At 63.6% G+C, this 14,858-nt stretch carries 20 protein-coding genes; 18 read left to right on the plus strand and 2 right to left on the minus strand.

Going from position 1 to position 14,858, the window contains the following annotated elements; translation table 11 throughout:
- From ACEN9T_RS12585 to ACEN9T_RS12645, 13 genes are all read left to right on the plus strand, one after another.
- On the plus strand, positions 1-1,065 hold the full coding sequence (locus ACEN9T_RS12585) for a phenol 2-monooxygenase domain-containing protein (protein WP_325654260.1): 1,065 nt from the start codon (positions 1-3) through the stop codon (positions 1,063-1,065).
- A gap of 15 nt (positions 1,066-1,080) precedes the next feature.
- A complete protein-coding gene (locus ACEN9T_RS12590) occupies positions 1,081-1,446 on the plus strand; it encodes a 2Fe-2S iron-sulfur cluster-binding protein (protein WP_045202769.1) in 366 nt (121 codons plus the stop codon).
- Positions 1,447-1,469: 23 nt separating this feature from the next.
- Positions 1,470-2,414 (plus strand): catechol 2,3-dioxygenase, encoded by a 945-nt coding sequence (locus tag ACEN9T_RS12595; RefSeq protein WP_092972730.1) that lies wholly within the window; start codon positions 1,470-1,472, stop codon positions 2,412-2,414.
- 58 nt (positions 2,415-2,472) lie between these two features.
- Positions 2,473-2,922: a GlcG/HbpS family heme-binding protein gene (locus ACEN9T_RS12600; RefSeq protein ID WP_092972732.1), complete on the plus strand. Its 450-nt coding sequence runs from the start codon at positions 2,473-2,475 to the stop codon at positions 2,920-2,922.
- Positions 2,923-2,974: 52 nt separating this feature from the next.
- Entirely contained in the window at positions 2,975-4,429 is a 1,455-nt protein-coding gene (locus ACEN9T_RS12605; RefSeq protein ID WP_092972734.1) for a 2-hydroxymuconic semialdehyde dehydrogenase, read from the plus strand.
- A complete protein-coding gene (locus ACEN9T_RS12610; RefSeq protein WP_413707872.1) occupies positions 4,426-5,277 on the plus strand; it encodes an alpha/beta fold hydrolase in 852 nt (283 codons plus the stop codon). Before ACEN9T_RS12605 ends, ACEN9T_RS12610 begins: the two co-directional genes overlap by 4 nt.
- Positions 5,278-5,302: 25 nt before the next feature.
- Positions 5,303-6,085, plus strand: a complete 783-nt coding sequence (dmpE, locus tag ACEN9T_RS12615) for a 2-oxopent-4-enoate hydratase (RefSeq protein WP_413707873.1) — start codon at positions 5,303-5,305, stop codon at positions 6,083-6,085.
- A gap of 31 nt (positions 6,086-6,116) precedes the next feature.
- A complete protein-coding gene (dmpH, locus tag ACEN9T_RS12620; protein ID WP_413707874.1) occupies positions 6,117-6,908 on the plus strand; it encodes a 2-oxo-3-hexenedioate decarboxylase in 792 nt (263 codons plus the stop codon).
- Between the two features lie 37 nt (positions 6,909-6,945).
- Positions 6,946-7,881 carry an acetaldehyde dehydrogenase (acetylating) gene (locus tag ACEN9T_RS12625; protein WP_045202776.1) on the plus strand — a complete coding sequence of 312 codons (936 nt, stop codon included), beginning with the start codon at positions 6,946-6,948 and terminating at the stop codon, positions 7,879-7,881.
- A gap of 13 nt (positions 7,882-7,894) precedes the next feature.
- A complete protein-coding gene (gene dmpG / locus ACEN9T_RS12630) occupies positions 7,895-8,941 on the plus strand; it encodes a 4-hydroxy-2-oxovalerate aldolase (RefSeq protein WP_092972742.1) in 1,047 nt (348 codons plus the stop codon).
- 36 nt (positions 8,942-8,977) lie between these two features.
- Positions 8,978-9,169 carry a 2-hydroxymuconate tautomerase gene (locus tag ACEN9T_RS12635; RefSeq protein ID WP_092972745.1) on the plus strand — a complete coding sequence of 64 codons (192 nt, stop codon included), beginning with the start codon at positions 8,978-8,980 and terminating at the stop codon, positions 9,167-9,169.
- Between the two features lie 76 nt (positions 9,170-9,245).
- The gene (locus ACEN9T_RS12640) at positions 9,246-9,731 is read left to right on the plus strand and encodes a hypothetical protein (RefSeq protein ID WP_413707875.1); all 486 of its coding nucleotides are present in this window, start codon (positions 9,246-9,248) and stop codon (positions 9,729-9,731) included.
- 360 nt (positions 9,732-10,091) lie between these two features.
- Positions 10,092-10,409: a hypothetical protein gene (locus tag ACEN9T_RS12645; protein ID WP_092972749.1), complete on the plus strand. Its 318-nt coding sequence runs from the start codon at positions 10,092-10,094 to the stop codon at positions 10,407-10,409.
- Between the two features lie 20 nt (positions 10,410-10,429).
- On the opposite strand, the gene ACEN9T_RS12650 is transcribed toward ACEN9T_RS12645, so the two are convergent.
- Positions 10,430-10,696, minus strand: a complete 267-nt coding sequence (locus tag ACEN9T_RS12650) for a type II toxin-antitoxin system HicB family antitoxin (protein WP_175537143.1) — start codon at positions 10,694-10,696, stop codon at positions 10,430-10,432.
- A gap of 210 nt (positions 10,697-10,906) precedes the next feature.
- On the opposite strand from ACEN9T_RS12650, the gene cydP reads away from it, so the two are divergent.
- Genes cydP through ACEN9T_RS12675 form a run of 5 tightly spaced genes read left to right on the plus strand, consistent with a single transcriptional unit; the run spans position 10,907 to position 14,228 of the window.
- Positions 10,907-11,086, plus strand: coding sequence for a cytochrome oxidase putative small subunit CydP (gene cydP / locus ACEN9T_RS12655; RefSeq protein WP_413707876.1), 180 nt, complete (start codon positions 10,907-10,909; stop codon positions 11,084-11,086).
- On the plus strand, positions 11,083-12,639 hold the full coding sequence (locus tag ACEN9T_RS12660; protein ID WP_413707877.1) for a cytochrome ubiquinol oxidase subunit I: 1,557 nt from the start codon (positions 11,083-11,085) through the stop codon (positions 12,637-12,639). Before cydP ends, ACEN9T_RS12660 begins: the two co-directional genes overlap by 4 nt.
- Positions 12,640-12,649: 10 nt before the next feature.
- Positions 12,650-13,792 carry a cytochrome d ubiquinol oxidase subunit II gene (cydB, locus tag ACEN9T_RS12665; protein WP_092972758.1) on the plus strand — a complete coding sequence of 381 codons (1,143 nt, stop codon included), beginning with the start codon at positions 12,650-12,652 and terminating at the stop codon, positions 13,790-13,792.
- A 23-nt stretch (positions 13,793-13,815) separates the two neighbouring features.
- Positions 13,816-13,944, plus strand: coding sequence for a cytochrome bd-I oxidase subunit CydX (gene cydX, locus ACEN9T_RS12670; RefSeq protein WP_092972760.1), 129 nt, complete (start codon positions 13,816-13,818; stop codon positions 13,942-13,944).
- Positions 13,945-13,955: 11 nt separating this feature from the next.
- Positions 13,956-14,228, plus strand: coding sequence for a cyd operon YbgE family protein (locus tag ACEN9T_RS12675; protein ID WP_413707878.1), 273 nt, complete (start codon positions 13,956-13,958; stop codon positions 14,226-14,228).
- Positions 14,229-14,232: 4 nt separating this feature from the next.
- Here the strand turns inward: ACEN9T_RS12675 and ACEN9T_RS12680 are convergent, their stop codons facing one another.
- A complete protein-coding gene (locus ACEN9T_RS12680) occupies positions 14,233-14,853 on the minus strand; it encodes a DUF4126 domain-containing protein (protein ID WP_413707879.1) in 621 nt (206 codons plus the stop codon).
- Between the last annotated feature and the right edge of the window lie 5 nt (positions 14,854-14,858).

The following is a 14,858-nucleotide window of genomic DNA, read 5'->3' on the forward strand; positions in this document are numbered from 1 at the left end:
ATGTGTAATCAACTCACCATCGAGCCCATTGGCGCCACGCTGGACGTGGCCGAGGGCCAGACCCTGCTCGACGCCGCGTTGCGCTCGGGGGTGTACATCCCGCATGCGTGCGGCCACGGACTGTGCGGTACGTGCAAGGTGCAGGTCACGCACGGCGAGGTGGACCACGGCCCAGCCAATCCCTTCGCGCTCATGGACATCGAGCGTGAAGAGGGGAAGACGCTGGCGTGTTGCGCCACCGCGCTGAGCGACGTTTGCATCGAAGCCGATGTGGACGACGAGCCGGACGCGCGTGTCATTCCCGTGCGGGATTTTGTGGCGACGGTCACGCGCGTTGAAGCCCTCACGCCCACCATCAAGGGGCTGCGCCTGAAGCTCGATCAGCCGATCGACTTCCAGGCTGGCCAGTACGTGATGGTGGAGATTCCAGGGCTCGGTCAACGGCGTGCCTTCTCGATCGCCAATTCGCCCAGCAATGTGGCAAGCACGGGCGAGATCGAGTTGCAGGTGCGCCGCGTCCCCGGCGGCGCCGGAACCGGTGTGCTGCACGAGCAAGTTGGCGCGGGCGACACGCTGCACGTGACAGGTCCTTACGGCCGGTTCTTCGTGCGGCAGTCAGCGGCCAAGCCGATGCTGTTCGTCGCAGGTGGTTCGGGTCTGTCCAGCCCGCGGTCGATGATCCTTGATCTGCTGGAACAGGGCTGCACGTTGCCCATCACGCTGGTCAACGGACAACGCAGTCGTGAAGAGCTGTACGGCCACGAGGAGTTTGTTGCGCTGGCCAATCGCCACCCGAACTTTCACTACGTGCCGGTGCTGTCGAACGAAGCCGAGGGGAGCGCCTGGGACGGTGCGCGCGGCTTTGCCCACGACGCTGCCAAGGTGCATTTCAACGGACAGTTCTCAGGGCACAAGGCGTATCTGTGCGGGCCGCCGCCGATGGTCGAGGCTGCCATCGGTGCGCTCATGCAGGGCCGGCTGTTCGAGGATGACATCTACACCGAGAAGTTCCTCTCCGCAGCCGATGCCAACGCGCAGCGCAGCCCGCTGTTCAAGCGGGTTTGAAAGGAGGGCCACGCAATGCTGGATACCCGACCCAAGGTGGACGTGTGCGTGGAACAGACCCAGGAGCACTACCCATGCGCCACCACCGAGAGCTTGCTGACGGGCATGTTGCGCCTCGGGCGCAAGGGCATTCCCGTGGGCTGTGTCAATGGCGGCTGCGGGGTGTGCAAGGTGCGCGTGCTTGAAGGCAGCACCGTGCGCCTGGGGCCGCTCAGCCGTGCCCACGTCAGCGCAGACGAAGAAGCGCAGGGCGTGACGCTGGCCTGCCGTGAAGCACCGCTGACCGCCGTCCGGCTGGCTGTGCTGGGCAGATTTGAAAAACCGTTTTCCAGAGGCTTCGCCGCATCTGCGGGGGCGCAGTCCGACAAGAAACCGCAGTGAGTTTGATCAACCAGGAGACAAGCATGGGTGTTCTACGAATCGGGCATGCCAGCCTAAAGGTGATGGACATGGCCGCCGCCGTTCGGCACTACGAAAACGTGCTCGGCCTGAAGGTGACGATGCAGGACAACGCCGGCAACGTCTACTTCAAGTGCTGGGACGAGTGGGACAAATACTCGCTCATCCTCACGCCGTCGGACCAGGCAGGCCTGAACCATCTCGCCTACAAGGTCGAGAAAGACGCCGACCTCGACGAGCTGCAGGGGAAGATTGAAGCGTGGGGTCTCAAGACGGTGATGCTGCCAGAGGGGACGCTGCCTGCTACTGGCCGCATGCTGCAGTTCAATCTGCCAAGCGGCCACGAGATGCGGCTCTATGCGATGAAAGAGGTGGTCGGCACCGAGGTGGGCAGTCTCAACCCCGACCCGTGGCCGGACAACCTCAAGGGCGCTGGCGTGCATTGGCTGGATCATGCCCTGCTGATGTGCGAGCTGAATCCGGAAGCTGGCATCAACACGGTTGCCGAAAACACGCGGTTCATGCAGGAGGTGCTGGGCTTCTTCCTGACGGAGCAGGTCGTCGTCGGCCCGGGCGGCGCCGTACAGGCTGCCGCATGGCTGGCCCGCAGCACCACGCCGCACGACATCGCGTTCGTCGGTGGTCCGCGCAGTGGCCTGCACCACATCGCCTTCTTCCTGGATTCATGGCACGACGTGCTCAAGGCTGCAGACGTCATGGCCAAGAACCAGACCAAGATCGACGTGGCACCTACGCGCCACGGCATCACGCGCGGGGAGACGATTTACTTCTTCGACCCCAGCGGCAACCGCAACGAGACGTTCGCTGGACTGGGCTACCTCGCGCAGCCAGACCGTCCCGTCACCACGTGGAGCGAAGACAAGCTGTGGACCGGCATCTTCTACCACACGGGTGAAGCGGTGCCGTCGTTCACCGATGTCTACACCTGATCTGTCCGAGCCTGTTTGCCGAGCCGCCTGAACCGCCATTTCCACGTCCCGTCTTGCCATGTCCACATGTACTGCACACGACGCCACCTTCCTCAGCGAGGTACGCAGCCAGATCACGCTCCCCGCGGCCCAGGCTGCCGTTGCGGCGGCGGTGGAGTCGGCGCAGGCACAGGGGCTGTGCATCAACGTGGCCGTGGTCGATGGCGGCGGCACGCTCGTGGCTTTTGCGCGCATGTCGGGCGCGTTTCTGCACTCGATCGACATTGCCATCGACAAGGCTTATACGGCGGCCAGCTTCGGCTTTCCCACCGCGCAGTGGGGCGACTTGCTGGCCGGCGATGAAATGCTGCGCCTGGGGCTGGCCGAGCGCCCGCGACTGGTGATGTTTGGCGGTGGCCTGCCGATCATCAACGCGGGCCAGCGCATCGGTGGCATTGGCGTGTCTGGCGGCTCGGCGGAGCAGGACGAAGCGTGTGCCCGCGCAGGGCTACGCGCGATCGGCCTGTGAAGAAGGTCTCTCCTCAACCAAAAGAAGAATCGTCTGTTTCGGGAATCCAACCGTGAAGCAATTCCTCAATTTCATCAATGGCGAGTTCGTCGCCACCCACAAGACGTTCGAGAACCGCGCGCCGGTGGATAACAGCGTGATCGGCCTGGTTCACGAGGCTGGTCAGGCAGAGGTGGATGCCGCCGTCGCTGCTGCGCGAGCCGCGTTGCAAGGCGACTGGGGCCGGATGACCGTGGTCAAGCGCGTCGAGTTGCTGCATGCGGTGGCAGACGAGATCAATCGGCGTTTTGACGATTTCCTTGAAGCCGAACTGGCTGACACAGGTAAGCCGCGCAGCTTGGCCGCGCACATCGACATTCCGCGCGGCGCGGCCAACTTCAAGGTGTTTGCCGACATCGTGAAGAACGTGCCGACCGAGAGTTTCGAGATGGCTACGCCCGACGGCGGTACTGCCGTCAGCTATGCGCTGCGTTCGCCGCTGGGTGTGGTGGCTGTGGTGTGCCCTTGGAACTTGCCGCTGCTACTGATGACGTGGAAGGTGGGGCCCGCGCTGGCTTGCGGCAACACCGTCATCGTCAAGCCCTCGGAAGAGACGCCAGCCACGGCCACGCTGCTGGGTGAGGTCATGGCGCACGTGGGTATCCCCAAGGGCGTCTACAACGTCGTGCACGGCTTCGGGCCGGGCTCTGCCGGAGAGTTCCTCACGCGACATCCGGGGGTCAACGGCATCACCTTCACCGGTGAGACGCGCACCGGAGAGGCCATCATGACCGCGGCTGCCAAAGGCGTGCGACCGGTGAGCTTCGAACTGGGCGGCAAGAACGCGGGCATCGTTTTCGCGGATGCCGATTTCGACAAGGCCGTGGCCGGCATCACGCGCAGTGCGTTCGAGAACTGCGGGCAGGTCTGCCTGGGCACCGAGCGCGTCTACGTTCAACGGCCGATCTTCGACAAGTTTGTGCAAGCACTGAAGGAGAAGGCTGAGGCATTGAAGATCGGGCCATCGGGTGAGCCGGGGGTGGGTCTGGGCCCGTTGATCTCCGCCGAGCACAAGGCCAAGGTCATGTCCTACTACGCACTGGCCCAGGAGGAGGGCGCAACTGTGATCACCGGAGGCGGTGCGCCGGACATGCCCGCCGCGCTGGCCGAGGGCCATTGGGTACAGCCGACCATCTGGACCGGGCTGCCGGAAAGCGCCCGCGTGATTCGCGAAGAGATCTTCGGTCCCTGCTGCCACATTGCCCCGTTCGACACCGAGGAAGAAGCCATCGCGCTTGCGAACGCCACGGACTACGGCCTGGCCACCACGGTGTGGACGCAAAACCTGGGCACGGCCCACCGCATGGCGCGCGCCGTTGAGGTGGGACTGTGCTGGATCAACAGCTGGTTCCTGCGCGACCTGCGCACCGCATTCGGCGGCGCCAAGGCATCCGGCATCGGCCGCGAAGGCGGCGTGCATTCGCTGGAGTTCTATACCGAGCTGCGCAACGTGATGGTGAAGCTATGAGCACGATCAACCTTGAAGGCGCGGATGCCCGCTACGTCCGCACCGGTGCCGTACAGACCTACGTGCACGATGTCGGGCAGGGCGCACCGGTGCTGCTCATACACGGGTCAGGCCCGGGTGTGAGCGCATGGGTCAACTGGCGGCCGGTCATGCCTGCGCTGGCCCGGCAGCGCCGCGTCATTGCGCCCGACATGCTGGGCTTCGGCCTGAGCGACCGGCCCGCGGGGCAGGTCTACAACATGGACGTTTGGGTTCAGCAAGCCATCGACCTGCTGGATGCCCTTGGATTGCCGCAGGTCGATCTGGTTGGCAATTCCTTTGGCGGCGGATTGTCACTGGCGCTGGCGATCCGGGCGCCCGAGCGTGTGCGGCGGCTGGTGCTGATGGGCGCGGTGGGTGTGCCGTTTGCCATCACGCCGGCGCTCGATGCGGTGTGGGGCTACACACCATCGCTGGCGGCCATGCGCGGTCTGCTCGACGTGTTTGCCTACGACCGCGGCCGTGTGACCGACGAACTGGCGCAACTGCGCTACGAGGCCACCATCGTGCCGGGTGTGCAGGAGTCCTATGCCGCCATGTTCCCGGCGCCCAGGCAGCGCTGGGTGGATGCCATGGCGAGCGCCGAAGCCGACATCCGCGCGCTGCCGCACGAAACACTGGTGCTGCACGGGCGGGAGGATCAGGTGATCCCGCTATCGAACTCGCTCACGCTGGCTGACTGGATTCCCAATAGCCAGCTGCATGTCTTCGGCCACTGCGGGCACTGGACACAGATCGAACACAGCGCCCGTTTTGCCCAGCTCGTGAACAACTTCCTGGCCGAAGCCGATGCTGGCGCAGCCACCTGAACCACTCTCTTACGCAGACCTTCCCATGGACGCTCTCAAGATCCAACACTACGGCGATGCGCTCTACGAATCGTTGCGCTCGCGCACGCCGGTCGAGCCGCTGACCGACCGCCAACCCGGCATCACCATCGACGACGCCTACCAGATCCAGCTGCGCATGATCAGCCGCCGCATCGAAGCCGGCGAAACCGTGATCGGCAAGAAGATCGGCGTGACCAGCCAGATCGTGATGGACATGCTTGGCGTGAACCAGCCCGACTTCGGCCATCTGCTCTCGGGCATGGTTTTCAACGAGGGCGAGCCGGTCGACACCGGCAAGATGATCGCGCCGAAGGCAGAGGCCGAGGTGGCCTTCGTGCTCTCACGGGACCTTTGCGGCCCCGGCGTGACGGCGGCCGACGTGCTGCGCGCGACCGACTGCGTGATGCCATGTTTCGAGATCGTCGATTCGCGCATCCGCGACTGGAAGATCAAGATCCAGGACACCGTGGCCGACAACGCCTCGTGCGGCGTCTTCACGCTGGGCGGCACGCGCCGCAGCCCGCGCGATCTTGATCTGGCGCTGGCCGGCATGGTGCTGGAGAAGAACGGCGAGATCGTGAGCACCTCGTGCGGTGCCTCCGTCCAGGGCTCGCCTGTGAACGCTGTGGCGTGGCTGGCGAATACGCTGGGCCGACTTGGCATCGCGCTCAAGGCCGGCGATGTGATCTTGTCGGGTTCGCAATCGCCGCTCGTGCCGGTCAAGCCGGGTGACAGCCTTCACTGCAGCGTGGGCGGCCTCGGTAGCACCTCGGTGCGCTTCATCTGACGCCCAATCGAGCATCGAGGAGACACACACCATGGCACTGAATCGCCAAACCATTGAAGCGCTGGCTGCGCATGTGGAATCCGCGCAGCTGCACGTACGCGACATCACCAAGATCACCGACGAATACCCCGACATGGACTGGGCCGATGCCTACGACATCCAGGACGAGATCCGTCGGCGCAAGGAAGCGCGCGGGCTGAAGATCGTCGGCTTGAAGGCGGGGCTGACCTCCTTCGCGAAGATGAAGCAAATGGGCGTTGAAACGCCGGTCTTCGGCTTCGTGAGCGAGGACATGGCCCGTGCGGAGGGCAGTGAAATTCGCATGTCGGAGCTGATCCATCCCAAGGTGGAAGCCGAGATCTGCATCGTCACAAAGGCTGCGCTGCGTGGTCCGGGCTGCCATGTCGGCAATGTGCTGGCGGCAATCGACTTCGTGATCCCGGCTGTCGAGATCATTGACAGCCGGTACCGCGATTTCAAGTTTGACCTCAAGAGCGTGATTGCCGATAACACGTCGGCCGCGCGTTTCGTGGTCGGTGGCCGTTCCCGCAGTCTGGAGGAGCTGGACCTGCGCACCCTGGGCGTGGTGCTGGAGAAGAATGGCCGCGCTGTCGCCATGGCGGCGGGCGCTGCCGTGCTTGGCCACCCGGCGGCCGCCGTGGCCATGATGGCCAACCACCTCGGCGCACGAGGCCAGGAGATCCCGGCTGGCACCTTCATCATGACCGGCGGCGTGACCGAGGCGATTGCGGTGGCAGCAGGCGACAGCGTATGCGTGCGTTTCCAGGATCTGGGCAACGTGTCGATGCGCTTCGTGAATTGAATGCCAAGTTGAACATTGCGTATTGGAGACCGCGACCATGACTCAAAAGATCAAATGCGCCCTGATCGGCCCCGGCAACATTGGCACCGATCTGCTGGCCAAACTGCAGCGCAGCCCCGTGCTGGAACCTGTGTGGATGGTGGGCATCGACCCGGAATCCGACGGGCTCAAGCGTGCCCGCGAGATGGGCATCAAGACCACGGCAGACGGTGTCGACGGCCTGCTTCCGCACGTGCTGGCCGACGGCGTGCAGATTGCCTTTGACGCCACCAGCGCCTATGTGCATGCGGAGAACTCCCGTAAGCTCAATGCGCTGGGCGTGTTGATGATTGACCTCACACCTGCGGCCATTGGCCCGTATTGCGTGCCGCCGGTTAACCTGAAAGAGCACCTCGGTCGCGCCGAGATGAACGTCAACATGGTGACCTGCGGCGGGCAGGCCACCATCCCGATGGTGGCGGCCGTCAGCCGCGTGCAACCCGTGGCGTATGGCGAGATCGTTGCTACGGTGTCGAGCCGGTCGGTGGGGCCGGGCACCCGCAAGAACATCGACGAATTCACGCGCACCACGGCCGGTGCGGTCGAGCGCGTGGGTGGAGCGAAGAAGGGCAAGGCCATCATCGTCATCAACCCCGCCGAGCCACCGCTGATCATGCGCGATACCGTGCATTGCCTGACGGAAACTGAGCCGGATCAGGCGGCCATCACCGCGTCGATCCACGCGATGATCAAAGAGGTACAGAAGTACGTGCCGGGCTACAAGCTCGTCAACGGCCCGGTGTTCGACGGTAACCGCGTGAGCGTGTTCCTGGAGGTCGAGGGCCTAGGCGATTACCTGCCCAAGTACGCCGGCAACCTCGACATCATGACCGCCGCTGCCGCGCGCACTGCCGAGATGTTCGCCGAGGAGATCCTCAAGGGTGAACTGACCCTGCGCGCCACCTCGGCCGCCCCCGCCACTGAAACCGCCTGACGAGGAGCCTCACATGACTACGCTGCAAGGCAAGAGCATTACCGTTCATGACATGACGTTGCGCGACGGCATGCATCCCAAGCGCCACCTGATGACGCTTGAGCAGATGCGCTCCATTGCGCAGGGGCTGGACGCCGCCGGAGTTCCCCTGATTGAAGTCACCCACGGCGACGGTCTGGGCGGCTCATCGCTCAACTACGGCTTTCCCGCGCACAGCGACGAGGAGTACCTGGGTGCAGTCATCCCGCTCATGAAGCAAGCCAAGGTGTCGGCGCTGCTGCTGCCCGGTATTGGCACGGTTGACCATCTCAAAATGGCGCGTGAACTCGGCGTGCATACGATTCGCGTGGCCACGCACTGCACTGAGGCCGACGTCTCGGAGCAGCACATCAGCTACGCGCGCAAGCTCGATATGGACACCGTCGGCTTTCTGATGATGGCGCATATGAACAGTCCCGAAGGCTTGGTCAAGCAAGCCAAGCTGATGGAGAGCTACGGCGCCAACTGCATCTACATCACCGACTCAGCCGGCTACATGCTGCCCGATGACGTGAAGGCGCGCCTTGCTGCCGTGCGCGACGCGCTCGAGCCTGAGACCGAACTGGGTTTCCATGGCCACCACAACCTGGCCATGGGCATCGCCAACTCCATTACCGCGATCGAATGCGGTGCCACGCGCATCGATGCGGCTGCAGCGGGGCTGGGAGCCGGTGCAGGCAATACGCCAATGGAGGTGCTGGTGGCGGTGTGCGACCGCATGGGCATCAAGACCGGCGTGGATGTTTGGAAGATTCAGGACGTGGCTGAAGACCTTGTGGTGCCCATCATGGATTTCCCCATCCGCATCGACCGCGATGCGCTCACGCTCGGCTATGCCGGTGTGTACGGCAGCTTCCTGCTGTTCGCCAAACGTGCAGAAAAGAAATACGGTGTACCGGCGCGTGATCTGCTGGTCGAACTGGGCCGGCGCGGCATGGTGGGCGGTCAGGAAGACATGATCGAGGACACGGCACTCACCATGGCTCGTCAGCGCGGCATCCTGGCAGCGCAGGCGGCCTGACTATCGCCGGCCATTGCACATACCAAGGAGGAAGCCATGCCGTTTGCACAGATCTACATGATCGAAGGTCGCACCACCGAGCAGAAGCGCGCCGTAATCGACAAGGTTACGACCGCCCTTGTCGAGGCGACCGGCGCTCCGAAGGAGAACGTCCGGGTATGGATCCATGACGTGCCAAAGGAGAACTGGGGCATTGCGGGCGTGTCGGCTAAGGATCTGGGGCGGTAGCTCAACTGCCCTGGGTCCCCGTATTTGGCAGCCGTAGCAGGGCGGAGTTTTACGGGCGATTCAGCGAGAATGATCGATGCATGTCGCTCGCGGCACCCCGCCGTGGATGTGGAAAAATCCCGGCAGCTTCGGCTCGCCGGGGTTTTTTGTTTCAAGCGCAGCCGACCATCTGCAGATGCTCGCAGTCTTGACCGGTTCGTACTCGCAAAAAGGGCGGGCGAGCCCCAGCAAGCCCCAACGCCGATGCTGCAACAAGGGCGCCGGGGCCCATGCGCTGGGCCTCGCCCATGAATCAGCGGGGTTGCTCGGGGTGTTCTGGCGAGTCCGTCGTGCTGGTTGCGGAATGCTTGGGGGCTGCGGCGCGCGCGGACAGGGCACGCAAAAATTCACGCGCAGCGCCAACACCTTTCTGATATTTGGCGAGCGAATTGCCAGCCGGGGAATCGACGGATTGGGAGATCGAGCGGGTCACGGCATTCCTCTTCATGTGATGAACGGAACCGCGCCCAACCCATGGGAGAGGGGTGGGCGAGCACAGGCAAGGTGGAAAACCGATGCGTAACAGTCGGCGCGGCCGAAGCCGCTCATGCCTGGCTCGCCCCAGGAGGGAGACGAAGCCAAGCCATAGCAATCGAGGGCAAGAACCTATGCTCGGTTCTCACCCGTTACGCACGAGGTTTCCACACCTCGATCGCTTTCCCTATGGCACTGAAAGCGATGGCGCAGAGTGTACCGATGGCCGCTTCGTCTGAGCAGGGGCGAAACTATAAATCAGAATTTGCTGACGACCGGCGCCAATGCCGCCCGGTGTGCCCTGTTGGATGACTGGTCTCTCGGTTTCCTGTTGGCCCGGCAACGTCGCCGAGCACTCCCGCAAAGCCCGGCGTACACTAAAAAATCTACTCAGTACGGGAGAAACATCATGCCCGAGACCGACCCCAAGAGCACTTTTCGCGGGCTTCCATTGACTCCCGAACAAGATGCTGAGATTCGTCATTACATAAAGCAAAAGATGCACCGAGGCGAGCCATGGGACACGCCCGAGTTGGGTGCCATGCTGGACGATATGCTGGAGCCTCCTCCCGGCGAGCTGGAGGAGTCGGATGAATTCCTGGCCGAAGAGCGAGGCGAAATAGAACGTGCGGCCTCCTCGATTGATGAGGCAATGGATCCGATTGAGGCCAGCGAAGAACTGAACGCCGCGAGAGAATCCGAGGCCATGAAGAAGCCGCAGCACTAGAGGTTGCCGACGGGTGGACGTCACCTGTCGCTGACGGCCGCATTGATCTGCAGCACAAGCCGGTCAGGCAGGCTGATGTTCAGGCGCACGGCCTTCGATCCGATCCTGGTGAGGTCAATGTTGACGAACAGCCAGCATCCGCTGTCGTCCTCGCTGAACATCCTGCATAGCGAATTGACGTCGTGGGCGAGTGCACGAACATCTTGATCGCCGTCTTCATGCATCGGCTCGACGGCTTCCTGCGCGTTGCGTTTCAGTTCTTCCAGCGTTGCGCCGGAGGTGTTCACGCACGAGAGGGCTAGCGGCCTCCGTGGCAAAACGTCACGAAAAACGCCGTCGACGGCGGCCCGCTCAAGCGCCCGATACCTCACAACTCCCCTCAGAAATGGTTTGTCACCCCTTCCATCCATGACTAGACTGGATCACATGTGACTTTCTGTGCCACTGGCCGGGACCCCCTGCAAGTGGCACCGACGCGCGCCAAGTCTCGTCCGCCCGTGAGCCCCAACGACCGCCGACTCGTCCGCCATCTGCTCATCGTCGTCGCCATCAAGCTGGTGGTGCTGAGCGCGCTGTGGTGGGTATTCGTGCGAGATCACCGGGTGCCGGTCGATGCCGAGCGGGCCGCTGATCGCCTGATCGTGACACCGTCAGCAGTGCAGGGAGGACAACCGTGATTTCCGAACATCTCGTCGATCTGTCCCGGCTGCAGTTCGCAGCCACGGCGATGTACCACTTCCTGTTCGTGCCGCTCACGCTGGGCATGGTCTGGCTGCTGGTCATCATGGAAAGCGTCTACGTGATGACCAACAAGGTCATCTGGAAAGACATGACGCGCTTCTGGGGCAAGCTGTTCGGCATCAACTTTGCGCTGGGCGTGACGACGGGCATCACGCTCGAATTCCAGTTCGGCACCAACTGGGCGTACTACTCGCACTACGTGGGCGACGTCTTTGGTGCGCCGCTGGCCATCGAAGGGCTGATGGCGTTCTTTCTGGAATCCACCTTTATCGGCCTGTTCTTCTTCGGGTGGGATCGCCTTTCCAAGACGCAGCACTTGTTGGTAACGACGCTGATGGCGATCGGCACCAATCTTTCCGCGTTGTGGATCCTGATCGCCAACGGCTGGATGCAGAACCCGGTCGGCGCCGAATTCAACTGGCAGACCATGCGCATGGAGATGCATGACTTCTGGGCCGTGGTCTTCAACCCGATCGCGCAGGCCAAGTTCGTGCATACCGTGTCGGCGGGTTACGTGACGGGCGCGATGTTCGTGCTGTCGATTTCGAGCTGGTACTTGCTGCGCGGCCGCGATGTGGAATTCGCGCGGCGCAGCTTTCGCGTGGCGGCTGCGTTCGGCCTGGCCAGCGTGTGCTCCGTGATCGTGCTGGGCGATGAGTCCGGCTACACCGTGGGCGAAGCGCAGCAAACCAAGATGGCCGCCATCGAGGCCATGTGGGAGACCGAGCCCGCGCCGGCCAGCTTCAACGTGATTGCGTCGATCAACCAGCGCGAGCAGAAGAACGACTGGGCGGTCGAGATTCCGTGGGTGATGGGGCTGATCGGCACGCGCTCGGTGTCCAAGCAGATTCCGGGCATCCACGAGATCAAGGCGCGCAATCGCGGCCGAATCATGAGCGGTATCGAGGCCGTGGCCGCGCTGGAAACGGTGCGCCAGCACCCCGGCGATGCGGCGGCGCTCCAGACCCTGCAGATCCATCAGCAAGACTTGGGCTTTGGCCTGTTGCTCAAGAAGTACGTGAGCGATGTGCGGCAAGCCACGCCCGAAATGATCAACAAGGCTGTCGACGATACCGTGCCGCGCGTATGGCCGATGTTCTGGGGCTTCCGCGTGATGGTTGGGCTGGGCTTCCTGATGCTGGCGCTGTTTGGCCTGTCGTTCTGGAGCACGTTGCGGCCGCAGCGCAGGGCACCGGCATGGCTGCTGCGCTGGGCGCTGTGGATGCTGCCCGCCCCATGGATCGCCATCGAGCTGGGTTGGGTGGTGGCGGAGTACGGGCGTCAGCCGTGGACCATCTACGGCGTGCTGCCCACGCATCTGAGTGTGTCGACGTTGAGCGAGGCCAGCCTGTATGGGTCGCTCGCGGGCTTCATCGGTTTCTACACGTTGCTGCTGATCGTTGAGATGTACCTGATGATCCGGTTCGCTCGCCAGGGGCCGGGCAGCCTTGGCACTGGCCGCTACGATTTCGAAGCCGCCCACGCCTGAGGAGAACGCCATGTTCGACTACCCAACCCTCAAGGTCATCTGGTGGCTGCTCATCGGCGTATTGCTGATCGGCTTTGCCATCATGGACGGACACGACATGGGCGTCGGCACGCTGCTGCCCTTTGTCGGCAAGACGGACGACGAGCGCCGCGTGATGATCAACACCATCGGCCCGCACTGGGACGGCAACCAAGTCTGGTTTATCACGGGCGGTGGCGCCATCTTTGCCGCGTGGCCGCTGGTATACGCCACCGCGTTCAGCGGGTTCTACTGGGCGATGCTGGCGGTGCTGTGGGCGTTGTTTTTCCGGCCGGTCGGGTTTGACTACCGGAGCAAGATCCATAACGCCACGTGGCGCAAAGTGTGGGACGTGGGCCTCTTCATCGGGGGCGCGGTGCCGCCGCTCATCTTTGGCGTGGCGTTCGGCAACCTGCTGCAGGGCGTGCCGTTTCACTTCGACAACTTCATGGTGGTGACGTACACCGGCACGTTCTGGCAACTGCTGAATCCGTTTGCCATCCTGACGGGCGTGGTGTCGAGCGCGATGATCACCATGCATGGCGGCATCTATCTCGCCCACCGGACGGAGGGCGTTGTCCAACAACGCGCCACCAGTGCTGCCACTGGCGCAGCCATCGTCGCGGTGGTGGCGTTTATTGCGGCCGGCGCATGGTTGCACGCCGGCAGCATCGAAGGCTACGTCATCACGTCGGCTATCGACCCCGCGGGGCTTGCCAACCCGATGGCCAAGACCGTCGCGCGCACGGCTGACGCATGGTGGCGCAACTATCAGAAGCAGCCGTTGCTGTGGGCGTTGCCGGCAATTGGCGTGATTGGCCCGCTGCTGGCCGTCGTGCTGTCGCGGGCGGGGCGCACGCTTACTGCGTTTGTGCTGTCGTCGCTGGGGCTGGCGGGCATCATCACCACGGCCGGGGCATCGATGTTCCCGTTCGTGCTGCCTTCGTCCAGCATGCCCGGCGCCAGCCTCACGGTGTGGGACAGCGTTTCCAGCCACTTCACGCTGGGCCTGATGTTCTGGGCGGCGATCATCTTCACGCCCATCGTCATCGCCTACACAAGCTGGTGCTACCGCGTGATGCGCGGCAAGGTGACGGTCGAACACATCCGCGCCAACGAGCACTCGGCTTACTAACCGCCGCACAGGAGAGCAAATCCATGTGGTACTTCAGTTGGGTCCTGGGTGTCGGCTTTGCTGTGCTGCTGGCGGTGCTCAACGCAATGTGGGGTGAGGTGAGCGACGACCGCGCCGCCAACGCGAACAATCCGAACTCGGACCGCGAGTGAGCACAGCCAACGTGAGCACCACCGACAAGCCGCGCATCCACGCCGCCAGCCTGGCAGCCGGGTTGCTCGTGATGGCGGTGGGCACGGTGTATCCGTACATCCTCGCCAATCGCGACGGGCATGCCGACCACGGTCTTGCCGTGCTGCTGTTCTGGGCGATGAGCGCGGGGCTGGTGCGCGGTGTGGGGTTTGTTCCGCGCAACAAGGTCTGGCGCGTGCTGTTTTCCGGGTGGGCGTGCGCGCTGGCCCTGACGTTGTTCGGACTGCTGCGCGCCTTTGGATAGCGCCTTAGCGCGGCAGCCGGGTGGTGCCGGCCGGCGGCGGCTCAGGTGATCGCCCGCGCAGCGCATCCCGCAGGCGCCGCACGCCGCGCCACAGCTTGGGCAGTAACCACACCGATACCAACAGCAGCAGCCCCAGGACCACCAAGAACGCAACTGGCAGGAAAAATGCCATCAGCAAACCACCGCTGGCGGCTACATCTTCACTGAACGACGCCACCCAGTTCGAGAACGGTTCCGGCGACGTGTTGATCAGCGCGCGCGTACCGGCCTTGGTGGCATGTGCCGTGCCGGCCAGCGTCCCGCCAATCAGTCCGGCAGCCACCATCCATTGCGGATCGAGCTGCCCGAACGCGGCCGCAGCCAGAATCGCGCCCGCAGGCACGCGGATGAAGGTCTGAATGCCATCCCAAACGGAATCGAAACCGGGAATCTTGTCGGCGAGAAATTCCGCCACGGCCAGTACGCCGGCCAGGCCAATCACCCACCACGATTCCAGCATCTGCAGGCCGGACGGCAAATGCAGCCAACCCGTGCGGCCGAGTACGCCAGCAGCAAATACGGCCAGATAGAGGCGGAATCCGCTGGTCCAAGACAGCCCGGCGGCCAGCGCGGCGGTTTCCAGCATGAGGC

Origin of the sequence: Ralstonia sp. Ralssp110, from assembly GCF_047325135.1 — a bacterium.
GTDB lineage: Bacteria > Pseudomonadota > Gammaproteobacteria > Burkholderiales > Burkholderiaceae > Ralstonia > Ralstonia mojiangensis.

Bases quoted from the DNA above. Each gene is read 5' to 3' on its own strand.
- ACEN9T_RS12585 (WP_325654260.1), top strand. From the start codon at position 1: ATGTGTAATCAACTCACCATCGAGCCCATTGGCGCCACGCTGGACGTG.
- ACEN9T_RS12590 (WP_045202769.1), top strand. From the start codon at position 1,081: ATGCTGGATACCCGACCCAAGGTGGACGTGTGCGTGGAACAGACCCAG.
- ACEN9T_RS12595 (WP_092972730.1), top strand. From the start codon at position 1,470: ATGGGTGTTCTACGAATCGGGCATGCCAGCCTAAAGGTGATGGACATG.
- ACEN9T_RS12600 (WP_092972732.1), top strand. From the start codon at position 2,473: ATGTCCACATGTACTGCACACGACGCCACCTTCCTCAGCGAGGTACGC.
- ACEN9T_RS12610 (WP_413707872.1), top strand. From the start codon at position 4,426: ATGAGCACGATCAACCTTGAAGGCGCGGATGCCCGCTACGTCCGCACC.
- dmpE (WP_413707873.1), top strand. From the start codon at position 5,303: ATGGACGCTCTCAAGATCCAACACTACGGCGATGCGCTCTACGAATCG.
- dmpH (WP_413707874.1), top strand. From the start codon at position 6,117: ATGGCACTGAATCGCCAAACCATTGAAGCGCTGGCTGCGCATGTGGAA.
- ACEN9T_RS12625 (WP_045202776.1), top strand. From the start codon at position 6,946: ATGACTCAAAAGATCAAATGCGCCCTGATCGGCCCCGGCAACATTGGC.
- dmpG (WP_092972742.1), top strand. From the start codon at position 7,895: ATGACTACGCTGCAAGGCAAGAGCATTACCGTTCATGACATGACGTTG.
- ACEN9T_RS12635 (WP_092972745.1), top strand. From the start codon at position 8,978: ATGCCGTTTGCACAGATCTACATGATCGAAGGTCGCACCACCGAGCAG.
- ACEN9T_RS12640 (WP_413707875.1), top strand. From the start codon at position 9,246: ATGCATGTCGCTCGCGGCACCCCGCCGTGGATGTGGAAAAATCCCGGC.
- ACEN9T_RS12645 (WP_092972749.1), top strand. From the start codon at position 10,092: ATGCCCGAGACCGACCCCAAGAGCACTTTTCGCGGGCTTCCATTGACT.
- cydB (WP_092972758.1), top strand. From the start codon at position 12,650: ATGTTCGACTACCCAACCCTCAAGGTCATCTGGTGGCTGCTCATCGGC.
- cydX (WP_092972760.1), top strand. From the start codon at position 13,816: ATGTGGTACTTCAGTTGGGTCCTGGGTGTCGGCTTTGCTGTGCTGCTG.
- ACEN9T_RS12680 (WP_413707879.1), bottom strand. From the start codon at position 14,853: ATGCTGGAAACCGCCGCGCTGGCCGCCGGGCTGTCTTGGACCAGCGGA.